16 protein-coding genes are annotated in these 20,221 nt (G+C 69.2%); 6 read left to right on the top strand and 10 right to left on the bottom strand.

The annotated features are described in order from the left end of the window. Positions 1-79 precede the first annotated feature (79 nt). From ispD to RG19_RS04355, 7 genes are all read right to left on the bottom strand, one after another. Positions 80-769 carry a 2-C-methyl-D-erythritol 4-phosphate cytidylyltransferase gene (ispD, locus tag RG19_RS04385; protein ID WP_058836407.1) on the bottom strand — a complete coding sequence of 230 codons (690 nt, stop codon included), beginning with the start codon at positions 767-769 and terminating at the stop codon, positions 80-82. Positions 770-782: 13 nt separating this feature from the next. Next, positions 783-1,184, bottom strand: a complete 402-nt coding sequence (gene ftsB, locus RG19_RS04380; RefSeq protein ID WP_082672466.1) for a cell division protein FtsB — start codon at positions 1,182-1,184, stop codon at positions 783-785. A 20-nt stretch (positions 1,185-1,204) separates the two neighbouring features. After that, positions 1,205-2,488 (bottom strand): phosphopyruvate hydratase, encoded by a 1,284-nt coding sequence (gene eno / locus RG19_RS04375; protein ID WP_058834200.1) that lies wholly within the window; start codon positions 2,486-2,488, stop codon positions 1,205-1,207. After that, on the bottom strand, positions 2,485-3,039 hold the full coding sequence (locus tag RG19_RS04370) for a hypothetical protein (RefSeq protein ID WP_157515155.1): 555 nt from the start codon (positions 3,037-3,039) through the stop codon (positions 2,485-2,487). The genes eno and RG19_RS04370 overlap by 4 nt, the downstream gene beginning before the upstream one ends. Continuing rightward, on the bottom strand, positions 3,032-3,868 hold the full coding sequence (gene kdsA / locus RG19_RS04365; protein ID WP_058834198.1) for a 3-deoxy-8-phosphooctulonate synthase: 837 nt from the start codon (positions 3,866-3,868) through the stop codon (positions 3,032-3,034). Before kdsA ends, RG19_RS04370 begins: the two co-directional genes overlap by 8 nt. 124 nt (positions 3,869-3,992) lie before the next feature. Then, on the bottom strand, positions 3,993-5,702 hold the full coding sequence (gene pyrG, locus RG19_RS04360) for a CTP synthase (RefSeq protein WP_058834197.1): 1,710 nt from the start codon (positions 5,700-5,702) through the stop codon (positions 3,993-3,995). 189 nt (positions 5,703-5,891) lie between these two features. Then, positions 5,892-6,176, bottom strand: coding sequence for a hypothetical protein (locus RG19_RS04355; protein WP_058834196.1), 285 nt, complete (start codon positions 6,174-6,176; stop codon positions 5,892-5,894). Between the two features lie 309 nt (positions 6,177-6,485). Between RG19_RS04355 and parE the strand changes: the two genes are divergently transcribed. The 3 genes from parE to RG19_RS17510 all read left to right on the top strand — a co-directional run bounded on the left by parE (position 6,486) and on the right by RG19_RS17510 (position 9,715). Beyond that, entirely contained in the window at positions 6,486-8,375 is a 1,890-nt protein-coding gene (gene parE, locus RG19_RS04350) for a DNA topoisomerase IV subunit B (protein ID WP_058834195.1), read from the top strand. A 120-nt stretch (positions 8,376-8,495) separates the two neighbouring features. Next, complete coding sequence (locus RG19_RS04345) at positions 8,496-9,413, top strand: AEC family transporter (RefSeq protein WP_058834194.1); 918 nt, start codon at positions 8,496-8,498, stop codon at positions 9,411-9,413. Further along, entirely contained in the window at positions 9,410-9,715 is a 306-nt protein-coding gene (locus RG19_RS17510; protein ID WP_058834193.1) for a hypothetical protein, read from the top strand. The genes RG19_RS04345 and RG19_RS17510 overlap by 4 nt, the downstream gene beginning before the upstream one ends. Before the next feature lie 135 nt (positions 9,716-9,850). On the opposite strand, the gene mdtD is transcribed toward RG19_RS17510, so the two are convergent. The 3 genes from mdtD to RG19_RS04325 all read right to left on the bottom strand — a co-directional run bounded on the left by mdtD (position 9,851) and on the right by RG19_RS04325 (position 15,295). Continuing rightward, positions 9,851-11,272 (bottom strand): multidrug transporter subunit MdtD, encoded by a 1,422-nt coding sequence (mdtD, locus tag RG19_RS04335; RefSeq protein WP_058834192.1) that lies wholly within the window; start codon positions 11,270-11,272, stop codon positions 9,851-9,853. A gap of 162 nt (positions 11,273-11,434) precedes the next feature. Then, positions 11,435-12,229: an N-formylglutamate deformylase gene (gene hutG, locus RG19_RS04330; RefSeq protein WP_058834191.1), complete on the bottom strand. Its 795-nt coding sequence runs from the start codon at positions 12,227-12,229 to the stop codon at positions 11,435-11,437. A 294-nt stretch (positions 12,230-12,523) separates the two neighbouring features. Next, positions 12,524-15,295, bottom strand: a complete 2,772-nt coding sequence (locus tag RG19_RS04325) for a TonB-dependent receptor plug domain-containing protein (RefSeq protein ID WP_058834190.1) — start codon at positions 15,293-15,295, stop codon at positions 12,524-12,526. 19 nt (positions 15,296-15,314) lie between these two features. Here RG19_RS04325 and RG19_RS17505 point away from each other — a divergent pair, with 19 nt between their 5' ends. Genes RG19_RS17505 through RG19_RS04315 form a run of 3 tightly spaced genes read left to right on the top strand, consistent with a single transcriptional unit; the run spans position 15,315 to position 20,112 of the window. Then, on the top strand, positions 15,315-15,620 hold the full coding sequence (locus tag RG19_RS17505; protein ID WP_157515154.1) for a hypothetical protein: 306 nt from the start codon (positions 15,315-15,317) through the stop codon (positions 15,618-15,620). After that, positions 15,617-16,717 carry a LacI family DNA-binding transcriptional regulator gene (locus tag RG19_RS04320; protein WP_082672464.1) on the top strand — a complete coding sequence of 367 codons (1,101 nt, stop codon included), beginning with the start codon at positions 15,617-15,619 and terminating at the stop codon, positions 16,715-16,717. Before RG19_RS17505 ends, RG19_RS04320 begins: the two co-directional genes overlap by 4 nt. Beyond that, positions 16,714-20,112, top strand: coding sequence for a GH92 family glycosyl hydrolase (locus tag RG19_RS04315; RefSeq protein WP_082672463.1), 3,399 nt, complete (start codon positions 16,714-16,716; stop codon positions 20,110-20,112). The genes RG19_RS04320 and RG19_RS04315 overlap by 4 nt, the downstream gene beginning before the upstream one ends. The last annotated feature ends 109 nt before the right edge of the window (positions 20,113-20,221 follow it).

The following is a 20,221-nucleotide window of genomic DNA, read 5'->3' as shown; positions in this document are numbered from 1 at the left end:
AGCACCGTGCGGTTCCTATCCCCTTCGCGATCACCGACAGCCCGCCGCCGGAAGACGAGCCGGAACGCGCCCCGACGTGTCAGACGCCGCGTCGTGCCAGCACGAAGCGGAAACGATCCAGATCGGCGGCAGTGGTGATCTTGAAGTTGTCCTCGGCCCCCTCCACCAGCAACGGGCGCGCGCCCTGGCGTTCCATCGCCATCGCCTCGTCGGTGACCTCCACGCCGGCGTCGTCGGCCGCCTTCAGCGCACGATGCAGTTGCAGGCGACGGAACAATTGCGGCGTCAGTGCACGCCACAGGCGCTCGCGCGGCTCGGTGCCGTCGATACCGCCATCGTCGCCGGCGCGCTTGAGGGTGTCGCGCACCGGCGCGGCCAGAATCGCGCCGACCGGATCCTCGCGCCCGCGCTCCAGCAATGCGGCGAGGTCGTCGTGGGCGAGGTTGGGACGTGCGGCATCGTGCACCAGGACGAAATCGTCCGCGCGCACCGTGTCCGGCAGCGCATCCAGGCCGGCCTGTACGGACGCCGCGCGCGACGCGCCGCCTGTGCAGGTCAGCAGGGGGCGGCCCTCGAACTGGGTCCAGCCCGGCCAGAAGGCGTCGTCGGCGCCGAGCACCACCACCAGCCCCTGCACGGCGACGTGGGCGCACAGCGCCTGCAACGTATGCGCCAGCAGCGGGCGCCCGCCCACGTCCAGATACTGCTTGGGCCTGGCGCTGCCGAAGCGGGTGCCACGGCCGGCCGCGGGCACGATGACCCAGGTCATGACGTCGCCCAGGTCACGGCTGCGGCTCCGGCGGAGGCACCGCGAGTTGCTGCGGCGGCGGCTCGCCGGTGTCCCCGCCATCGTCTTCGATGTCGGCGCGCGGCGGTGCCGGCGGCGTCGCGGGCGCAGGTGTATCCACCACGCGATAGAACACCTCACCCGGCTTCACCATGCCCAGTTCGTTGCGCGCGCGCTCCTCCACCGCAGCCTCGCCGGTGGGCGACTTGAGATCGGCGACTTCGGCGGCGAGCGCAGCGTTGCGTTCGCCCAGGCCTTCGTTCTGGCGGGCCTGCTGGTTCACGCGCGCCTGCAGCTCGGCCACTTCGTGGTTGCCGCCGGTGCCGAACCAGAGCCGGTACTGCAGCCAGCCCAACAACACCAGCAACAGCACCAGCACGATCCGCAACGTGCGCATGGCTCAGGGCCCGTCGACGGTCAGCGTCGGATCGAGACGAACGCGTCGCGACCGGCGAAGCGTGCGTTGCCGCCCAGCGCTTCCTCGATCCGCAGCAACTGGTTGTACTTGGCCACGCGGTCGCTGCGGCACAACGAACCGGTCTTGATCTGGGTGGCGGTGGTCGCGACCGCGATGTCGGCGATGGTGGTGTCCTCGGTCTCACCGGAACGGTGCGACACGATCGCCGCGTACTTCGCCGCATCGGCCATGGCGATCGCTTCCAGGGTCTCGGTCAGCGTGCCGATCTGGTTGACCTTGATGAGGATGGCGTTGGCGGTCTTCGAATCGATGCCTTCCTTGAAGATCCGCGGATTGGTGACGAACAGGTCGTCGCCCACCAGCTGCACACGATCGCCGATGCGGTCGGTCAGCTGCTTCCAGCCGGCCCAGTCGTCTTCGGCCATGCCGTCCTCGATGGTGACGATCGGGTACTGCGCGGCCCAGTCGGCCAGGAAATCGACGAAATGCTCGCCGGTCAGACGCTTGTTCTCGCCGACCAGGTGGTACTTGCCGTTTTCGTGGAACTCGCTGGAGGCCACGTCCAGACCCAGCAGCACGTCGTCGCCGGCGCTGTAGCCGGCCTTGCCGATCGCTTCGAGGATGGTGTCGAGCGCTTCGACATTGCTGCGGAAATCCGGGGCGAAGCCGCCTTCGTCGCCGACTGCGGTCGACAGGCCCTGGCCCTTCAGCACCGCCTTCAGCGCGTGGAAGATCTCGGTGCCCGCGCGCAGCGATTCGGCGAACGAGTCGAAGCCCACCGGCAACACCATGAACTCCTGGAAATCGACGTTGTTGTCGGCGTGCGCGCCGCCGTTGATGATGTTCATCATCGGCACCGGCAGCACCGGCGCGCGGTCGCCGGCCAGCAGCTTCCACAGCGGGATCTTCTTCGATGCAGCCACCGCGTGCGCGTTGGCGAGCGAAACCCCCAGCAGCGCGTTCGCGCCCAGGCGGGCCTTGTTCTCGGTGCCGTCGAGGTCGATCAGGCGCTTGTCGAGCGTGGCCTGGTCGGCGGCATCGAAGCCCTTCAGCGCGTCGGCGATCGTGCCGTTGATATTGTCGACCGCCTTGCGCACGCCCTTGCCGAGGTAGCGGGTCTTGTCGCCGTCGCGCAGTTCCACGGCCTCCTTGGTGCCGGTGGAGGCGCCGGATGGCACGGCGGCGCGGCCGAAACTGCCGTCGTCGAGGACGACCTCGGCTTCCAGGGTCGGATTGCCGCGGCTGTCGAGGATTTCACGGGCGTGGACGGATGCGATGTTCATCGGGTCAGCGCTTTCTCGTAGTTGGACACGAAATCTTGGGTCGGCAGGCAGTCGCCTTGGGTCGCCTGCGCCTCGAAATGGTAGACGTAGGCCAGCGCCAGCGCCTGGTCGAGCGGGCGCACCGGCTGCCAGGCCGACATCGCCTGGAAGGATCGCATGATCGCCTGGGCGTCGTCTGCGGCGGCCTCCACGGCCGCGCGCGCGGGATCGTCGGCGGGCAGCAGCAGCAACGCCTGACCGCGGATCTGCTCGGTCAGGCCCAGCGCCTGCAGGGTGGCGACCGTCTGCGCCGGGGCGCGGCCGGCACGCGTGTCTTCCACGCACATCCGCAGGGTGTCGATGGCCATCGCGAAGCGGTTCCACTCTTCGCCGTCGAGCGGGGCGATCTCGGCGGGGCCGGGCGGCTGCGGCGCGGACGCCTCATCCGGCTCCGACAGGGGCGCCTGGGCCAGGGTCGCGAGCGACCACAACGCCCCCATCGCCAGCAGCCCCGCCATGCGGTGACGGCGATGCGCGCTGCGCCCGACGCGCCGTGGCGCAGGCTCAGGCAAGGGTGGTTTCCAGGAAGCCGCCCTGCTTCGCGGCCCGGTCCAGCGCCTGCATGGTCTCCAGCAACGCGCGCATGCGATCCAGGGGCCAGGCATTGGGGCCGTCGGACAGCGCCTTGGCGGGGTCGGGATGGGTCTCCATGAACACCCCGGCCACGCCCACGGCGACGGCTGCGCGCGCCAGCACCGGCACGAACTCGCGCTGGCCGCCGCTGGAACCGCCCTGCCCGCCCGGCAACTGCACCGAATGGGTCGCGTCGAAGACCACCGGACAACCGGTATCGCGCATCACCGCGAGGCTGCGCATGTCCGAGACGAGATTGTTGTAGCCGAAGCTGGCGCCGCGCTCGCACACCATGATCTGCTGGTTGCCGGTCGACTTCGCCTTGGCGACCACGGGCGCCATGTCCCACGGCGACAGGAACTGTCCCTTCTTGATGTTGACCGGCTTGCCGGCCGCGCACACCTTGCGGATGAAATCGGTCTGCCGCGCCAGGAACGCCGGCGTCTGCAGCACGTCGACGACGCTGGCGACCTCGTCCATCGGCGTGTATTCGTGCACGTCGGTCAGCACCGGCACACCGATCTGCCGCTTCACTTCGGCCAGGATGCGCAGCCCCTCCTCCATCCCGAGGCCGCGGAAGCTCTCCAGCGACGTGCGGTTGGCCTTGTCGAAACTCGACTTGAAGATGAAGGGGATGCCGAGCGTGCCGGTGATCTCCTTGAGCTGCCCGGCCACGTCGAGCTGCAGTTGCTCGCTCTCGATGACGCAGGGGCCGGCGATCAGGAAGAACGGACGGTCGAGACCGACGTCGAAGCCACAGAGATTCATGCGAACACCTTCAGTTTGCCGCGAAGCGACGCGGAGACACGCGGCCGAACACGACGCAGGCGGGGGGCGGCGCGCAGAGACCGGTCCGCGCCTGTCTGCGTGGACCCGAGGCGGGGCACCCGCATTACGCGTGCGCTTCCTGCGGCTGCGACTGCGCCGCGACGGCCGCCGGCGGCGCATCGGCCTTGCGGTCGCGCGCGGCGCGGATGAAACCGACGAACAGCGGATGGCCGGTGCGCGGCGTGGACAGGAACTCCGGATGCGCCTGGCAGGCCAGGAACCAGGGGTGGTCCGGCAGTTCGACCATCTCGACCAGCAGGTCGTCCATGGACTTGGCGCTGATCACCAGGCCGGCGTCCTCCAGCTGGGTGCGGTAGCGGTTGTTGAACTCGTAACGATGGCGATGGCGCTCGCCGACGACATCCTGGCCGTACATGCGATGGGCCAGCGTGCCGGACTTGATCCGCTGCTCCTGCAGACCCAGGCGCATCGTGCCACCGAGGTCGCTCTCCTCGGTACGCCGCTCCATTTCGCCGGTCTTGGTCCGCCACTCGGTGATCAGGCCGATCACCGGGTGCGCCGTCTGGCGATCGTTTTCGGTGCTGTTGGCGCCCTCGAGCCCGGCCAGGTGGCGGGCGGTGTCGACCACCGCCGCCTGCATGCCGTAGCAGATGCCGAAGTACGGCACACCCTGCTCGCGCGCGTACTGCGCGGCCAGCACCTTGCCTTCGAAGCCTCGGTCGCCGAAGCCGCCGGGCACCAGGATGCCGTCGATGCCGTCCAGCACCTGGGCCGCGCCGTGACGCTCCAGGTCCTGCGATTCCACCCACTTCAGCGTCACCCGGGTGCGCTGGCGGATGCCGCCGTGCTTGAGCGCTTCGCCGACCGATTTGTAGGCGTCCTTGTGGTCGACGTACTTGCCGACCACCGCGATCGTGACCTCGTCGTCCGGACGCTCGCTGGCGTCGACCACATCGATCCATTCCGACAGGTCGGCATGATCGACCGCGCGCTCGGCCAGGTGCAGGCGCTCGACGATCAGCTGGTCCAGGCCCTGCGCGTGCAGCCACATCGGCAACTTGTGGATGTTGTCCAGGTCGACCGCGGAGATCACCGCGCGCTCGGGCACGTTGGTGAACGAGGCGATCTTGCGGCGCTCGCCATCGGGCAGCGGCTGCTCGCTGCGGCAGACCAGGATGTCGGGCTGGATGCCGATGGAGCGCAATTCCTTCACCGAGTGCTGGGTGGGCTTGGTCTTCAACTCGCCGGCGGCGGCGATGTACGGCACCAGGGTGAGGTGCATGAAGACGGCCTTGTCGGCGCCGCGATCGGTACGGATCTGGCGGATCGCCTCCAGGAACGGCAGCGATTCGATATCGCCGACGGTGCCGCCGATCTCCACCAGGCCCACGTCGTAGCCCTGGGTGGCGGTGTCGATGGCGCGCTTGATCTCGTCGGTGATGTGCGGGATCACCTGCACGGTCGCGCCCAGATAGTCGCCGCGACGCTCCTTGCGGATCACGCTCTCGTAGATCTTGCCGGTGGTGATCGAGTTCTTGCCCGACAGGCGCACGTTGATGAAGCGCTCGTAGTGGCCGAGATCGAGATCGGTCTCGGCCCCGTCGTCGGTCACGTACACCTCGCCGTGCTGGAACGGGCTCATCGTGCCCGGGTCGACGTTGATGTAGGGGTCGAGCTTCATCATCGTCACGTTCAGCCCGCGCGCCTCGAGGATGGCGGCGAGCGAGGCGGCAGCGATGCCCTTCCCGAGGGAAGAGACCACGCCGCCGGTGACGAAAACGAGCGGAGTGACGGAACGGGAGGGGGAAGTCATGGGCGCAGCGGTCGCTGGAAAGCCCCATTCTACAGGTTCGCGACAGGCTACGTCGGCATCGGGTTCGGGTTCCGCCCCCGAAAGACGACGAGGGCGCCCTCACGGACGCCCTCGCTTCGACTCACGTTCGCCCCGGTCACATGCCGGACGGCACGTGCCGGCGGCCCTGTGCCGATGATCCGCCTGGGATCAGGACGGATCCTCTTCCTCTTCTTCGATCGGCTGGGCGCGCTGGGCCTCCCACTGCGCCGCTTCGGCCTGCTGCTGCGCCTGCTGCGCCTGGCGGTCGGCCGACCACGCGTCCTGTTCGGCCTGCTGCGCCCGGGTCTCGGCGGCATCGGCCGCCTGCGAAGCCTGGGCAGCGGCGCGCTCGGCGTCGCGCAATGCGTCCTGGTCGACTTCCTGCGCGAACGCGGCCGGCGCGGCCAGGGCGGCACCCACCAGGGCGGTCATCAGAATGCTGTGCTTCTTCATTTGGTCTCGTCTCCCAAATTAGGAATGAAAGGCGCGCAGCCGGGGCTGCGGAGATCGTCCGCCTCGATGGCGGCGACGGCGCCACCACAGCACAGCCCGGCCGGCCCGACCCTGAACAACGCGAACTTAACGATGCGATGGCGCAGGGCTCACGAAAAAACCGGGCACTCGCCGCAAAAACGCCTGTTTCCGCCGGATTTCCCGGAAACGTTTTCGTCCTCGCCGCGCAGGCGGGTACCGCACACGGCATCGGCGGCGTTGCATCCATTACCATGCGCGCCTGCCTTTCCCGCCAGCGTCCCGTTCCGTATGAGCAACCGCTACAACGCCGCCGACATCGAAGTCCTGTCCGGGCTGGACCCGGTCAAGCGCCGCCCGGGCATGTATACCGATACCGCTCGCCCGAACCACCTGGCGCAGGAAGTCATCGACAACGCCGTGGACGAAGCCCTGGCTGGCCATGCGCGCACGCTCGAGGTGACCTTGTACAAGGACGGCAGTTGCGAGGTGGCCGACGACGGCCGCGGCATGCCGGTCGACATCCACCCGGAAGAGAAGATCCCCGGCGTGGAGCTGATCCTGACCCGGCTGCACGCCGGCGGAAAGTTCAACAACAAGAACTACACCTTCTCCGGCGGCCTGCACGGCGTGGGCGTGAGTGTGGTCAATGCGCTGTCGACGCTGGTCGAGCTCCACATCAAGCGCGAAGGCAGCGAGCACCGCATCACCTTCCGCCATGGCGACCGCGCCACCCCACTGGAAGTCGTCGGCACGGTCGGCAAGAAGAACACCGGCACACGCCTGCGGTTCTGGCCGGACGCTTCGTACTTCGACACGCCCAAATTCAACCTGCGCGCCCTGCGCCACCTCCTGCGCGCCAAGGCCGTGCTGTGCCCGGGCCTGACGGTGAAGCTCACCGACGAGGCCAGCGGCGAGCAGGAGCAGTGGTATTACGAAGACGGGCTGCGCGACTACCTCAGGGGCGAACTGGCCGAGCGCGATGTGCTGCCGATGGAATTGTTCGTCGGCCGGCTGGCGCGCCAGACCGAGGCCGCGGACTGGGCGGTGGGCTGGGTGCCCGAAGGCGACCTGGTGCAGGAGAGCTACGTCAACCTGATTCCGACCGCCCAGCACGGCACCCACGTCAACGGCCTGCGCACCGGTTTCACCGATGCGCTGCGTGAGTTCTGCGATTTCCGCAACCTGCTGCCGCGTGGCGTCAAGCTGGCGCCCGAGGACGTCTGGGACCGGGTGTCGTTCGTGCTGTCGATGAAGATGACCGACCCGCAGTTCTCCGGCCAGACCAAGGAGCGGCTGTCGTCGCGACAGGCTGCGGGCTTCGTCGAAGGCGCCGCGCACGATGCCTTCAGCCTGTGGCTCAACCAGCACGTCGAGCTCGGCGAGAAGATCGCGCAGCTGGCGATCGAGCGCGCCAGCGCACGGCTGAAGACCGAGAAGCAGATCGTCCGCAAGAAGGTCACCCAGGGCCCTGCCCTGCCCGGCAAGCTGGCGGACTGCATCAGCCAGGACCTGTCCCGTACCGAACTGTTTCTGGTCGAAGGCGATTCGGCCGGTGGCAGCGCGCGCCAGGCCCGCGACAAGGATTTCCAGGCGATCCTGCCGCTGCGCGGCAAGATCCTCAACACCTGGGAAGTGGCCTCGGGCAGTGTGCTCGCCTCGCAGGAAGTGCACGATCTCGCCGTCGCCATCGGCTGCGATCCGGGCAAGGAAGAGATCGGCGGCCTGCGTTACGGCAAGGTCGTGATCCTGGCCGATGCCGACTCCGACGGGCTGCACATCGCCACCCTGCTGACCGCACTGTTCCTGCGTCACTTCCCTGCGCTGGTCGCGGCCGGACACGTGTTCGTCGCGATGCCGCCGCTGTTCCGCGTGGACGTGGGCAAGCAGGTGTTCTATGCCCTGGACGAGGAAGAGAAGCGGCTGCTGCTGGAGAAGATCGAACGCGAGAAGCTCAAGGGCGCGATCAGCGTGACCCGCTTCAAGGGCCTGGGCGAGATGAATCCGTCGCAGTTGCGTGAGTCGACGATCCACCCGGACACGCGGCGACTGGTGCAGTTGACGGTGGACGACGACACCGCCACCCGCGGGCTGATGGACATGCTGCTGGCGAAGAAACGATCGGGGGATCGGAAGACCTGGCTGGAGACCAAGGGTGACCTGGCGACCCTGGAGGTCTGATTCCGGCGATTCGTTGCCGTCGGCCGTGGCGACGGCCGTGGCATTGCCGTCACGGCCGGTCCTGCCTGGCGCGGCGACGGCGCACGCATCGTCACGACGCCGAGGGCTGCCTGGGACGACATGCTGACCTACACCGTCCCGGTCCTGCTGGTCGTCCTGCTCGGCGCCTGGATCCGGCGCTCGCGCTGGAGGCCGGAAGGCTTTTTCCCGGCGATCGAATGGTTCTCGTTCTACGTCGCGTTTCCCGCGCTGCTGTTCGCCAACACGGCGCGCCTGGACTTCACCGGCACCGCACTGCGCGATCTGGCCGTAGCGACCCTGGTGCCGACCCTCCTGCTGGTCGGTTTGCTGGTGTCGATCCTGCCGCTGGCGCGCGGCCTGCCCGGCCCCAGCCGGTCGTCGATCGTGCAGGGCGCGATCCGCCCGAGCACCTACTTCGGCCTGGCGGTGGCCTCGCTGCTGTTCGAAGCCGATACCGCCGCACTGGTGATGCTGGCGCTGGCGATCTGCCTGCCGCTGGTCAACGTGGTCGCGGTGGCCGCCCTGGCCTGGTGGAGCGGCACCCGGGCGAGCCCTGCCCGGGTCGCGTCGATGCTGGCGAAGAACCCGATCATCCTGTCGACGGTGGCTGGCGGCCTGTACAACGTCGCCGGCCTGCCGCTCCCCGGGATCGCCGCCAATGCGCTCGACATCCTCGGCGGCAGTTCGCTGGCGCTGGGGTTGCTGTGCGTGGGCGGCGGACTCGATTTCCGCTGGTCGTCCGTGCGCCCGGTGTCGCTGGCGGCCACCTCGCTGCTCAAGCTGCTGGCGCTGCCGCTGCTGGCGGTCTGGCTCTGCACCCTGCTCGGCGCCAGCCCGGCGGTGACGGCTGCCGCCTGCTTCTACGCCGCACTGCCCGCCGCGTCCAACGCCTACATCATGGCGCGCCAGATGGGTGGCGACGCGCCGCTGATGGCGTCGCTGATCACCTTGCAGACCCTGCTGGCGGTGGTCACCGTGCCACTGGCGATGCAGTTGCCGGCGTGGTTCGCGGCATGAGCCTGCTGCCTCCGCGCCCGGTCGCCAGCCTCTTCGCCCTGGCGATGCTGGTGATCTGGCCGGCGCTGGCCTGGGGGTTGATCCATGCGCTCTCCGATCCGATGCACTGCGGTCGGTGGGGCCTGGAATGTTTCGGCCGCGCCGTGATGTCGGCACTGGGTGGATGGGTGGTCGGCGCGATCTGCGCGGCCGCCGGGCTGATCCGCGGCGAGTCGCGCGGCTTCGCGGCGACGGTGCTGGCACTCAACGTACTGCCGCTGCTGCTGGTGCTCGCCGCGACCCTCGCCATCATGGCGCGCTGACAGCACGCGCAACACGATCGGCTGCGTGCCCCGGCGACGTCTGGGCCGCATCGCCCCCGTCACCCGATACGTTCGGCGCGCGTCCGCCCCCGCACAGGCGCACCGGTACGCCGTCGGTGTCGCAGGCACCGGCATCTACGACTGCTCGGTGGAGCCGACGACCTTTTCGGGAATCCGGTGGGTTCGCCCGAGCTGGGCGAAGATCGCCGCCGACGCGAGGGTCAATGCGCCGATGCACACGAACGTCCAGCGGAACGCCGACAGCACCGGTTCGCCGGCGGTCGCCGCGCCTTCGCCGCCGAACGCGGACAGCAGTCCGGCCGCAGTCGCCACGCCGAGACTCATCGACAGCATCATGACCATCGACAGCAGGCTGTTGCCGGCGCTGGCGTGCTCACCGTCCAGGTCGCGCAGCGTCAACGTGTTCATGGCGGTGAACTGCAGGGAATTGACCGCGCCGAACACCGCGAACTGGACCACGTGCAGCCACAGCGGCTGGTCCGGCCGGATCAGCGCGAAGCTCGCCATGGTCAGGCCGGTCAGCACGGTATTGACCACCAGCACGTTGCGGTAGCCGAAGCGCTGCACCAGCGGGACGACGATGCGTTTCGACGTCATGCCCGCGATCGCCACCGGAATCATCATCATGCCGGCCTGCGCCGGCGAGAAGCCGAGTGCGATCTGCAGCAGCAGCGGGATCATGTACGGCATGCCGCCGCTGCCCAGGCGCGCGAACAGGTTGCCGAGCACGCCGACCGAGAACGTGCGCGCACGGAACAGCGACAGCGGGAACAACGGCGACGGCGCCCGCGCGGCGTGCAGCCAGTACGCCACCAGCGCCGCCATGCCGCCGACCAGCAGCACCACCACCGCGGCACGGCGCCCGGCGTGTCCGGACAGGGCGTCCACCGACAACGAGACCGCGACCATGCCGAACGCCAGCAGACCGTAACCGACCAGGTCGAACCGCGACACCGGCACCCGCAGGTCCGGCATCCAGCGCAGCGCGGCGCACGCACCCACCACGCCCAAAGGCAGGTTGATCAGGAATATCCAGTGCCACGACGCCGCCTCGGACAGCCAACCGCCCAGCGAGGGCCCGATCAACGGTCCGATCAGGCCCGGTACGGTGACGAACGTCATCGCGGCGAGGAAATCGCGCCGCGGGACCGCGCGCAGCACCGCCAACCGCCCCACCGGCAGCAGCATGGCGCCGCCGACCCCCTGCAGGACGCGCGAAGCGACCAGCATTTCCAGACTCTGCGACAACGCGCAGGCCAGCGAACCCGCGGTGAACACCGTGATCGCGACGAAGAACACCCGCCGCGTGCCGAACCGGTCGGCCAGCCAGCCCGATGCCGGGATCAGCAACGCGACCGTCAGGGCGTAGGCCACGACCACCATCTGCATGCGCAGCGGCGGCTGGCCCAGATCCACGGCCATCGACGGCAGCGCGGTGTTGACGATGGTGGTGTCCAGCATCTGCATGAACACCGCGGCCGCCACCAGCCACAGCATGGGCCGATGCGCGCGCAGGGCTTCGGAGGACGAGGTCATCGCGCGAGCATGCGCCGGCGGGCGTCGGCATCGCGCCAAGACCGCCGGCGAAGGGCCGGATACGGCATGCGACAGGTGGCGCGCGCCCCCGCGCGCCTGCCGCGACGCGCGCTGTCGGCGCCCTCTCCGAGCCGGATCGACGCAGGCCCTGCCCCAGGGCGATCAGACGCCGCGGGCGTGCTCGATCGCGGTATCGAGCAGCCGGCGCAGCAGCGGCTGCAGGTCGCCGGCCAGATCCGGCCGCCAGGCGAAGCTGTCCTCGTCCATGTAGCAGCGCTGGCTGATCTCGAGCTGTACCGCTTCGACGCCATCGCCGGGGCGCCCGTACTGCCGGGTGATGTGGCCACCCTTGAAGCGACCGTTGGCGACATGGTCGTACGTCTCCTGTTCCGCCAACACCTCGCCCAGGCGCGCTTCCAGCGTCGGCGAACAACTGTGGCCGGCGGCGGTGCCGAGATTGAGGTCGGGCAACCGCCCCTCGAACAGGAACGGCAACAGCCCGCGAATGGAGTGAGCTTCCCACAGCACCACGCGCGGGTGCAGGTCGCGCAGCCGCGCGAGCTCGTCGCGCAGGGCCGCGTGGTAAGGCCGCCAGTAGGTATCCACGCGCGCGGCGATCTCGTTCGCGTCCGGCTCGGCGCCGTCGCGGTAGACGGGGCCGCCGTCGAAGCGCACCACCGGGCACAGGCCGGTGGTGTTCTGCCCGGGATACAGGGACACATCGTCCTCGGCACGATTGAGATCGACGACGTAGCGCGAATGCGTGGGCACCAGGACCGAGGCGCCCAACTCGCGCGCGAACGCGTACAGGCGGGCCACGTGCCAATCGGTGTCCGGGACGCGTCGCGCGTCCGGCGTCAGCCGCTCCGCGATGGCGTCGGGCACCCGGGTGCCGTCGTGGGGGATGCTCACCAGCAGGGGCGCATCGCCGCGATGCAGTTCGAAGATGTCGGTCATGCGGTCATTCTAGGCCGCGGGGCGCGCGGTCGCAGCGGACAGGTCGAAAGACGCCACCTCGCCGGCGAACCCGCGGGGCCAGGGGGACAGCCGCCGCGTGGCGGCTGCCCGAGGACGCTCGCTGTCGGGGCCTCCCGGGGCCTCCCGGGGCCTGCCGCCGGGAGCCGGGTCGGCCAGGTCGCGCCGATCCCAGGGAACACGGGACCGCAGCACGCGATCCGTTACAGCCGCCCCGCTCCGGCCGGATGCCCGCACGCTCCCGGCCCGATCCGGACCGGGAGAGCGCGACGGCAGCTACAGGTCCATCGACCACTCGATCTGCATCGAGCGGCCCAGGGCGCTGTACACGCCACGGTCGTAGAACGGCCAGTTGCCGTTGGTGCGGTCGATCGGCGGCTGACGGTCGAACAGGTTGTTCACCGACAGCATCACCCCGAACCGGTCGCCGAATCGATACGCCACGCTGCCGTTGAAGGTCGTCCACGGCCCGACATCGCGTGCCGTATCGGCCTCGTTCCAGGTGCGTGCATTGCGAATGCCCCACAACGTGGCGCGCACCGGACCGCGCTGCCAGCCCAGGCTGGCGGTGGTGCGGTGGTGCAACTCGTTGGAATTCGCGCAGCACAGCAGATCCTCGATCGGATCGCCCTCCTGCTGCTGGCGGCTGTGCCGCAGGGTGCGGTAGTAGCCGACATCCAGGTCGAAATCGCCGAAGTTGCCCGCGCTCCACCGATACTGCGCCGCCGCCTGCACGCCGGTCTGGCGCTGGTTGGCGAGATTGATCGGATACGTCGTGACCTCTTCGATCCCGTTCGGATCCACCGGATCGTCGCCCGGCCGCCGAATCACCTGCGCCAGCACGTCGCGGCAGGTGGGCGAGGCGATGTCGTATTCGGTCTGGCCATTGTCCGACACGCCCAGGCGGCAGTTGGCTTCGAGGGTGAGGATGTCGTCGACCCCCAGCAGCTCCACCTCGTCGCGGATCTTGATCGCGTTGTAGTCGAGCGACAGCGTCAGCGCGTTGCCCGGGCTCGACCACACCACGCCGTAGGTGAACGTTTCCGCGGTGATGTCGCGCAGATCCCGGTTGCCCTCGCCCACCTGCCGCGTGGACCCGCCCGACTGCAGGCACGCGTCGTAGTCGCCGGCGCCGAACCCGGCCTCGCGGCACCGGTAGTAATCGGTGGTGGTGGTGAAGCCGGCCGTCTCCGACGCGTACAGATAGAACATGTCCGGCGAGCGGAATGCGGTGGCGTAGCTGCCGCGCAGCAGCAGCGTGTCGATCGGCCTGAACTCCAGGCCGGCCTTCCATGTGGCCTTGCCGTTGCCGCCACCGCCTTCGAGCGAGTACTTGTCGTAGCGGCCCGACAGATTGACGTCGAAGTTGCCGGTCACCGGCACCTGGAACTCCACACCGCCCGCGTACAGGTCGCGCTGGCCCTGCGCCACCGTACCGCCGCCGTGTGCGCGGAAGATGTCCTGGGCGCCCGGCGCCGCGGAGCGGTTGGAGAAGCGTTCGCGCTGGCCCTGCACGATCGCGGCGAAACCCACCGGGCCCGCCGGCAGCGAGAACAGTTCGGTGTGGGTGAGCAGCGCCGTGGCGCCCTGGTTCCACGCCGTGGACTTGGCCCGGTTGGTCGCGCTCCAGTCGTCGTACAGGCCGCGGTCGATCGGCTGGTACAGCAGGTCGTCGTTGGGTGCGTGGATCGGATAGCCGGCCGCGTCGGTGCCCAGCTGCGGGCCGAGGTAGTACTCGTCCACACCGTTGCGGGCGAGGAAATCGGTGGCCTTGCGGATGACGCTGGACCCGGAGCGGTTGAGATAGACGTCGTAATCGAAGCCGCTCTGCCCGACCTGCCCGCGCACGCCGGTGGCGATGTTGTAGCTGCGCGTGTACACGCGCTGGTGCTTGGCATCGATCCCGACCTCCTCGGGCGCGAAGATGCGCTGCCATTGCTCGTAGCGCCCAGTAGTCTGGTTGTAGAAGCTCTGGGTCCACGACGGATTGCCGCCGGTGTAGCTCGGGCGGCTGTAGCCGAGCAGCACGTCGGTGTAGAACTCCGCCTGCGGTGAAACATGCCGACGCAGGAACAGGCTGCCGCTGGCGCTTTCCGAATCGCTGAGCAGAGACGCTCCACCGACATTGCGCGGGCTGCCGCAGTACCAGCCGCCGCCGTCGATGTCGCGATAGGTGTACCCGGTACTGCCACCGTGCAGATAGCCGAGCGGCTCGCACGCCGCCGCACCCGGGTCGATGTAGCCGCTCGCCCCGGCCGTCATGTCCTGGCGCAGGAAGGTGCGCGCGGGATCGATGGGTTCGGCGGTCGGGCTGTCGTCGGTGCTGTCGTAGTGGCGACGATCGAACGCGTAGACGGGCTTCTGGCGCTCGTATTGCACGCCGTAGCTGATGTCCCAACCGGCCAGCTCGGTGCCGGAACTGAGCTGGATGCGGTGATTCTCGCCGCCGCCTTCCGTATAGCCGCCGACGCGATAACGCACATGGGTGCCTTCGACCCGGTCCTTGAGCACGATGTTGACCACGCCGGCGATCGCCGACGAGCCGTAGACCGACGACTGTCCGCCGGTCAGCACGTCCACGCGCTCGACCATGCCCATCGGGATGTTGGCGATGTCGACGATGCTGGTATTGCCGTTGTAGGCGAGCGGATAACTGTTCACGGGCCGCCCGTTGATCAAGGTCAACGTGTAGCTGGGCGACATGCCGAACAGGCTGATGGTGCGCGCGCCCGGCGTGAACGAGCCGGTGGTCTGCGCGTCCTGGACGCCGCCGTTGGCCTGGGGCAGTGCGCGCAGCGCGTCGAACAGGTTGGTGAAGCCCTGCTCCTCCATCTGCTCGACACTGATCGAGGTGACCGGCGACGGGCCTTCGATCTGCGCGCGCGGAATCAACGAACCGGTGACGCGCACCGCATCGAGTTCGGTCGGAGACGACGCGTCGCCCGCGTCCGACGACGGCCCCTCCTGGGCGTGTACGGCGGCCGGCATCGCCGCGACGGCCGAGACCAGCAGGGTGGAAATCAACAACGACAGGGGATGTGGCTTCATCTGGATCTCTCCCATCTAGATGCAGGAAGCGCACGACGGACGTCGCGCGCCGGCACAGGTCGGCATCGCTGGCGGTCACGGACCCGGGGCGGCCACCACCCCCTCGGTGGCGCCCGGCAACTGGTTTAATCGTTTTAGTTTGTTCGGTCAACGTTGCATCGCCGCAATGTCGCAATTCGTGACCATGTCGCCAGATCCAAAAATGGCGGCGAAAATCACGCTTTTCTTGTGCGACTGCAGCATCGGACGCTGCGTCCGCGAACGATTGCCAAGCCGGCGAAACTTCTTCAGGATCGAGGCAACTCTTCAAACGATCCAGTCATGACGCCCCCCGAACCACGCCGCAGGGTCACCCTGGCCGATATCGCACGCGCCTGCGGCGTTTCGCCAGCCACCGTCTCGCTGGTGCTCGGCGGCAGCGCCGCCGTCGCGGCGGCCACCCGGCGCCGGGTCGAAGCCGAGATCGTCCGCCAGGGCTACGTCTACAACCGCGGTGCCGCGAACCTGCGCCGCAAGATTTCCACCAGTGTCGCGCTGGTGGTCAACGATCTCTCCAATCCATTCGTGGCGGAGTTCGCCGCCGGTGTCGACGAAGCGCTGACCGCGGTGGGGTGCGTGATGCTGCTGGGCAGCAGCGGCGAGTCGGTCGAACGCCAGCGCGCGGTGCTGGCTTCCCTGGTCGAACACGGGCCTGCCGGCGTCATTCTCACCCCCGCGGAAGGTACGGGCGTGGACGATCTTCGGCCCGCCGTCGGCCTGCACACGCCCCTGCTGCTCTTCAACCGCGAGGTCCAGGACGGCCCCTGGGATTACCTCGGCGCCGACAACGTCGCCGGCGCACGCATGGCGACCGAGCACCTGCTGGCGCAAGGCCACACGCGCATCGCGTTCTTCGGTGGCCATCGCGAATCGAGCTCCTGTCGGCAGCGTCTGCAGGGCTACACCGAAGCGCTCGAGGCCGCCGGCATCGAACCCGAGCCGCGCTGGATCGTGGAGTGCGCGCCGACCCGCATGCAGGCGGCCACGGCGACCGCTGCGCTGTTCGCGCGCGACCCCGCGCCCACCGCCGCGGTCACCTACAACGATGGCGTCGCCTTCGGCCTGATGATGGGCCTGCGCGCGCGCAACATCGCACCGGGCCGCGACTTCGCGATCACCGGCTTCGACGACACGCCGGAGGCCTGCGCCCAGGTGCCGGCACTGACGACGCTCGCGACCGGGCCGCGCGTGTTGGGCCGGCAGGCGGTGGAGATGGTGCTCGCGCGTGGCCGCGAAACCGATGCGCCCCGCCGCAGCACGATCGCACCGGTGCACCTGGTCGAACGCGACAGCTCGCTGACCTACGCGCAGACGCCGCCCACGACGACACGGCGACGTACCCGCACACCCCCATCCCCATCTGGCAGGAGCGACCGCGGATGACCGATTCTTCCTTCCGTCGACGCCTGCTGCGCGCCAGCCTGGCGACCGCGCTCGCCTGGCCTCTTGCGGCACTGTCCGGCGGCTTCGCGACGTCGTTCGAAGTCGGCGACCCGCGCATGCTCGAGACGGGCGACGGCGCGCTGTCGCTGCGGATCGGAACCGGTCCCGAGGCGCCGTATGCGGCGCGCGCCGGTGCGGGCTACAGCGGCACGCAGGCCTTGCGCTACGACGCGAGCGCGGCCGGTACGCGTCGCCTGTTCGACGTGGCGACGCCGGTGGACGCGGATACCGAGTTGTCGTGGATGGTGCTGCCCGAGATCGTCGATGGCGATGTCGAAGCGTCCACCTGGGTCTCGCTGGACCTGGTGTTCGACGACGGCAGCCGCCTGTCGGCGACGGACGCGCGCGACCATCACGGCATCGCGCTCGGTGCCCGCGCGCAAGGCGAGTCGAAGACCCTGTATCCGCAGCAGTGGGCCCGCAAGGCGGTCCGCCTCGGCGATGTCTCCACGCTCGTCGGACGCCGCGTGGTGGCGATCGAACTCGAAGTGCGTCCGCCCGAGGGCCGCACCGCCCGGGGCTGGATCGACGACATCGCCTTGGCCGACGTGCCGCGCAGCGCCGCCACGTCTCCGAGCGACCACGTGCTGACCACTCGCGGCACGCAATCCAATGCGCGCTTCTCGCGTGGCAACAACCTGCCCGCCACGGCGGTGCCGCACGGGTTCAACTTCTGGGCCCCGGTGACCGATGCCGGCGTGCTCAACTGGCTCTATCGCTGGAACGAGCACAACGACGACGCCAACCGCCCTCGCCTGCAAGCGCTGGCGCTCAGCCACCAGACCAGCCCGTGGATGGGCGACCGGCAGACCTTCCAGGTGATGCCTTCGGTCTCGCGCGGCATTCCGGATGCCGATCGCGAGCAGCGCGCCCTGAGTTTCGACCGCGCCCACGAAACCGCGCGCCCGCACCTGTACCGGGTCCGTTTCGACAACGGCATCGACGCCGCGCTGGCGCCGACCGACCGCGCCGCCGTCTTCGAGTTCGCTTTCCCGGCCGACGGCGACGCCAACCTGCTGTTCGACAATGTCGACGCACGCGGCGGCCTGACTCTCGATCCGGCCACCCAGACGCTCACCGGCTACACCGACGTGCGCAGCGGCCTGTCCACAGGTGCGACGCGCATGTTCGTGGTCGCGCGCTTCGACACGCCTTGGCGCGAGAGCGGCACGATCGACAGCGGCCGCCCCACCGGTTACGTGAAGTTCGCGCCTTCCGCCTCGCGCACGGTGCGCATGCACATCGCCACCTCGTTGATCTCGGTGGAGCAGGCCTGGCGCAACCTCGACCAGGAGCTGGGTGCCGCCGACACCGTCGCCGACGTCGCCGAGCGCGCGCGCGTGCGGTGGGACGCCTTGCTGGGCCGGTTCGACGTCGACGGCGCGCGCGATGACCAACGCGTCACCCTGTACTCCAATCTGTACCGGTTGTTCCTGTACCCCAATGCCGCCTACGAGAACGCCGGCAGCGCCGAAGCGCCGGATTGGCGCTATGCCAGCCAGATGAGCAGCGCCGACGACAACGCCGAAGGCAATGACCAGCGCACCTTCGCGCCGGTGCGCGACGGCCGGATCGTGGTCAACAACGGCCTCTGGGACACGTTCCGGACCGCATGGCCTGCGTATTCGCTGTTCGGCGCGGACAACGCCGGCACCTTGATCCGCGGCTTCCTGGAGCAGTACCACGCCGGTGGATGGGTGTCGCGGTGGTCGTCGCCGGGCTATGCCGACCTGATGGTGGGCACCAGTTCCGATGTCGCGTTCGCCGACGCCTGGCTCAAGGGCGTGCCCGGCTTCGCGCCGGAGCTCGCCTACGAGGCCGCGCTGAAGAACGCCACCGTGGTGCCGCCCGGCCGCCACGTCGGCCGCAAGGGCATGGCGCACTCGACGTTCCGCGGCTATGCGGACACCGGCGTGCACGAGGGCATGTCCTGGACGCTGGAGGGCGCGCTCAACGACTTCGGCATCGCCAACATGGCGCAGGCGCTGTCCGAGCGCGCGACCTCACCCGCCGAGCGCGAACGTTACGACGAGGAGGCCGAGTACTTCCGCTATCGCGCCGGTGTCTACGCGCACCTGTTCGACCGGCGCGTCGGCTTCTTCCAGGGCCGCGGTGCCGATGGGGACTGGCGTCTGGACGCCGACGCCTACGACCCGCGCGTCTGGGGCCACGATTACACCGAAGCCAACGGCTGGACGTTCGCCTTCACCGCGCCCCACGACGGCGAGGGCCTGGCCGCGCTGTACGGCGGCCGCGACGCGCTGGCCGCGAAACTCGACACCTTCTTCGCCACGCCCGAGACCGCCGACCCGGCTTTCGTCGGCTCCTACGGCGGCGTCATCCACGAAATGACCGAAGCGCGTGACGTGCGCATGGGCATGTACGCCCACAGCAACCAGCCCTCGCATCACATCCCCTGGATGTATCTCTACGCCGGGCAGCCGTGGAAGACCCAGCGCATCGTCCGCGACATCCTGGAACGCCTGTACCTGGGCAGCGAGATCGGCCAGGGCTATCCGGGCGACGAGGACAACGGCGAGATGTCGGCCTGGTACCTGTTCGCGGCGCTGGGCCTGTATCCGCTGCGCATGGGGGCACCGGAGTACGTCATCGGCGCGCCGCTGTTCGAGCGCGCCACGGTCGCACTCGACGACGCGCGTACGCTGGAGGTCCGCGCCATCAACCATTCGCGCGACAACGTCTACGTACAGTCGCTCACCGTGAACGGCCGCCCCTGGTCGCGCACCTGGATCCCGCACGATGTCATCGCAGCCGGCGCGACGCTCGAATTCACGATGGGGCCGGAGCCGTCGACGTGGGGCAGTCGCCCCGAAGACGCGCCCCCCTCGCTGACGCCGGTCGGACGGACGCCGCAGACGCTGGCGGACCTGATCGACGAGACCGCCACCGTCCGCGTCGGCGACACCTCCGCACCCGCCCTCGTCGACGACGATGCCACCACCGATCTGTGGCTGCGCGGCGATCAGGCCGGCGTGGAGATCGGGTTGGCCCAGGCCGGCACGCCGACGTTCTACACCCTCACCTCCGGCGAACGCACGATCCGCGATGCGGCCTGGACCCTGCAGGGCCGCAACGGCGACGGCCCCTGGCGCACGCTGGATACGCGCGGGAACGAGGACTTCGACTGGTCGCGGCAGACCCGCCCGTTCCGGATCGCGTCGCCCGGCAGCTACGACACCTACCGGGTGCGGTTCACCGCGCCAGGCCGCCTGCAGCTGGCCGAGATCGAATTGCTCGCCCCCTACACGCCGGGTACGCCCGACACGCGCGCACCCTCCGCACCGCGCACCGCCGCTTCCAAGGAGACCCGCTGATGCCCGTCCTTCGCCCGCAGACCGTCCGCTCGCCCCGCGGCACGCGCCTCGCTCTCCGCGCCGCCCCTCTGGCTGGCGCGCTGCTGGCCCTGCTGCTGCCTCTCGCCGT

The sequence above is a fragment of the Luteimonas abyssi genome (genome assembly GCF_001482195.1).
Classification (GTDB): Bacteria; Pseudomonadota; Gammaproteobacteria; order Xanthomonadales; family Xanthomonadaceae; genus Luteimonas; species Luteimonas abyssi.
Note: the sequence above shows the minus strand (reverse complement) of the source record. Positions and strands in the feature narration are given on the sequence as shown.

Coding starts and splice junctions, on each gene's coding strand:
- ispD (WP_058836407.1), bottom strand. CDS start 769: ATGACCTGGGTCATCGTGCCCGCGGCCGGCCGTGGCACCCGCTTCGGC.
- ftsB (WP_082672466.1), bottom strand. CDS start 1,184: ATGCGCACGTTGCGGATCGTGCTGGTGCTGTTGCTGGTGTTGTTGGGC.
- eno (WP_058834200.1), bottom strand. CDS start 2,488: ATGAACATCGCATCCGTCCACGCCCGTGAAATCCTCGACAGCCGCGGC.
- kdsA (WP_058834198.1), bottom strand. CDS start 3,868: ATGAATCTCTGTGGCTTCGACGTCGGTCTCGACCGTCCGTTCTTCCTG.
- pyrG (WP_058834197.1), bottom strand. CDS start 5,702: ATGACTTCCCCCTCCCGTTCCGTCACTCCGCTCGTTTTCGTCACCGGC.
- RG19_RS04355 (WP_058834196.1), bottom strand. CDS start 6,176: ATGAAGAAGCACAGCATTCTGATGACCGCCCTGGTGGGTGCCGCCCTG.
- parE (WP_058834195.1), top strand. CDS start 6,486: ATGAGCAACCGCTACAACGCCGCCGACATCGAAGTCCTGTCCGGGCTG.
- RG19_RS04345 (WP_058834194.1), top strand. CDS start 8,496: ATGCTGACCTACACCGTCCCGGTCCTGCTGGTCGTCCTGCTCGGCGCC.
- RG19_RS17510 (WP_058834193.1), top strand. CDS start 9,410: ATGAGCCTGCTGCCTCCGCGCCCGGTCGCCAGCCTCTTCGCCCTGGCG.
- mdtD (WP_058834192.1), bottom strand. CDS start 11,272: ATGACCTCGTCCTCCGAAGCCCTGCGCGCGCATCGGCCCATGCTGTGG.
- hutG (WP_058834191.1), bottom strand. CDS start 12,229: ATGACCGACATCTTCGAACTGCATCGCGGCGATGCGCCCCTGCTGGTG.
- RG19_RS04325 (WP_058834190.1), bottom strand. CDS start 15,295: ATGAAGCCACATCCCCTGTCGTTGTTGATTTCCACCCTGCTGGTCTCG.
- RG19_RS17505 (WP_157515154.1), top strand. CDS start 15,315: ATGCAGGAAGCGCACGACGGACGTCGCGCGCCGGCACAGGTCGGCATC.
- RG19_RS04320 (WP_082672464.1), top strand. CDS start 15,617: ATGACGCCCCCCGAACCACGCCGCAGGGTCACCCTGGCCGATATCGCA.
- RG19_RS04315 (WP_082672463.1), top strand. CDS start 16,714: ATGACCGATTCTTCCTTCCGTCGACGCCTGCTGCGCGCCAGCCTGGCG.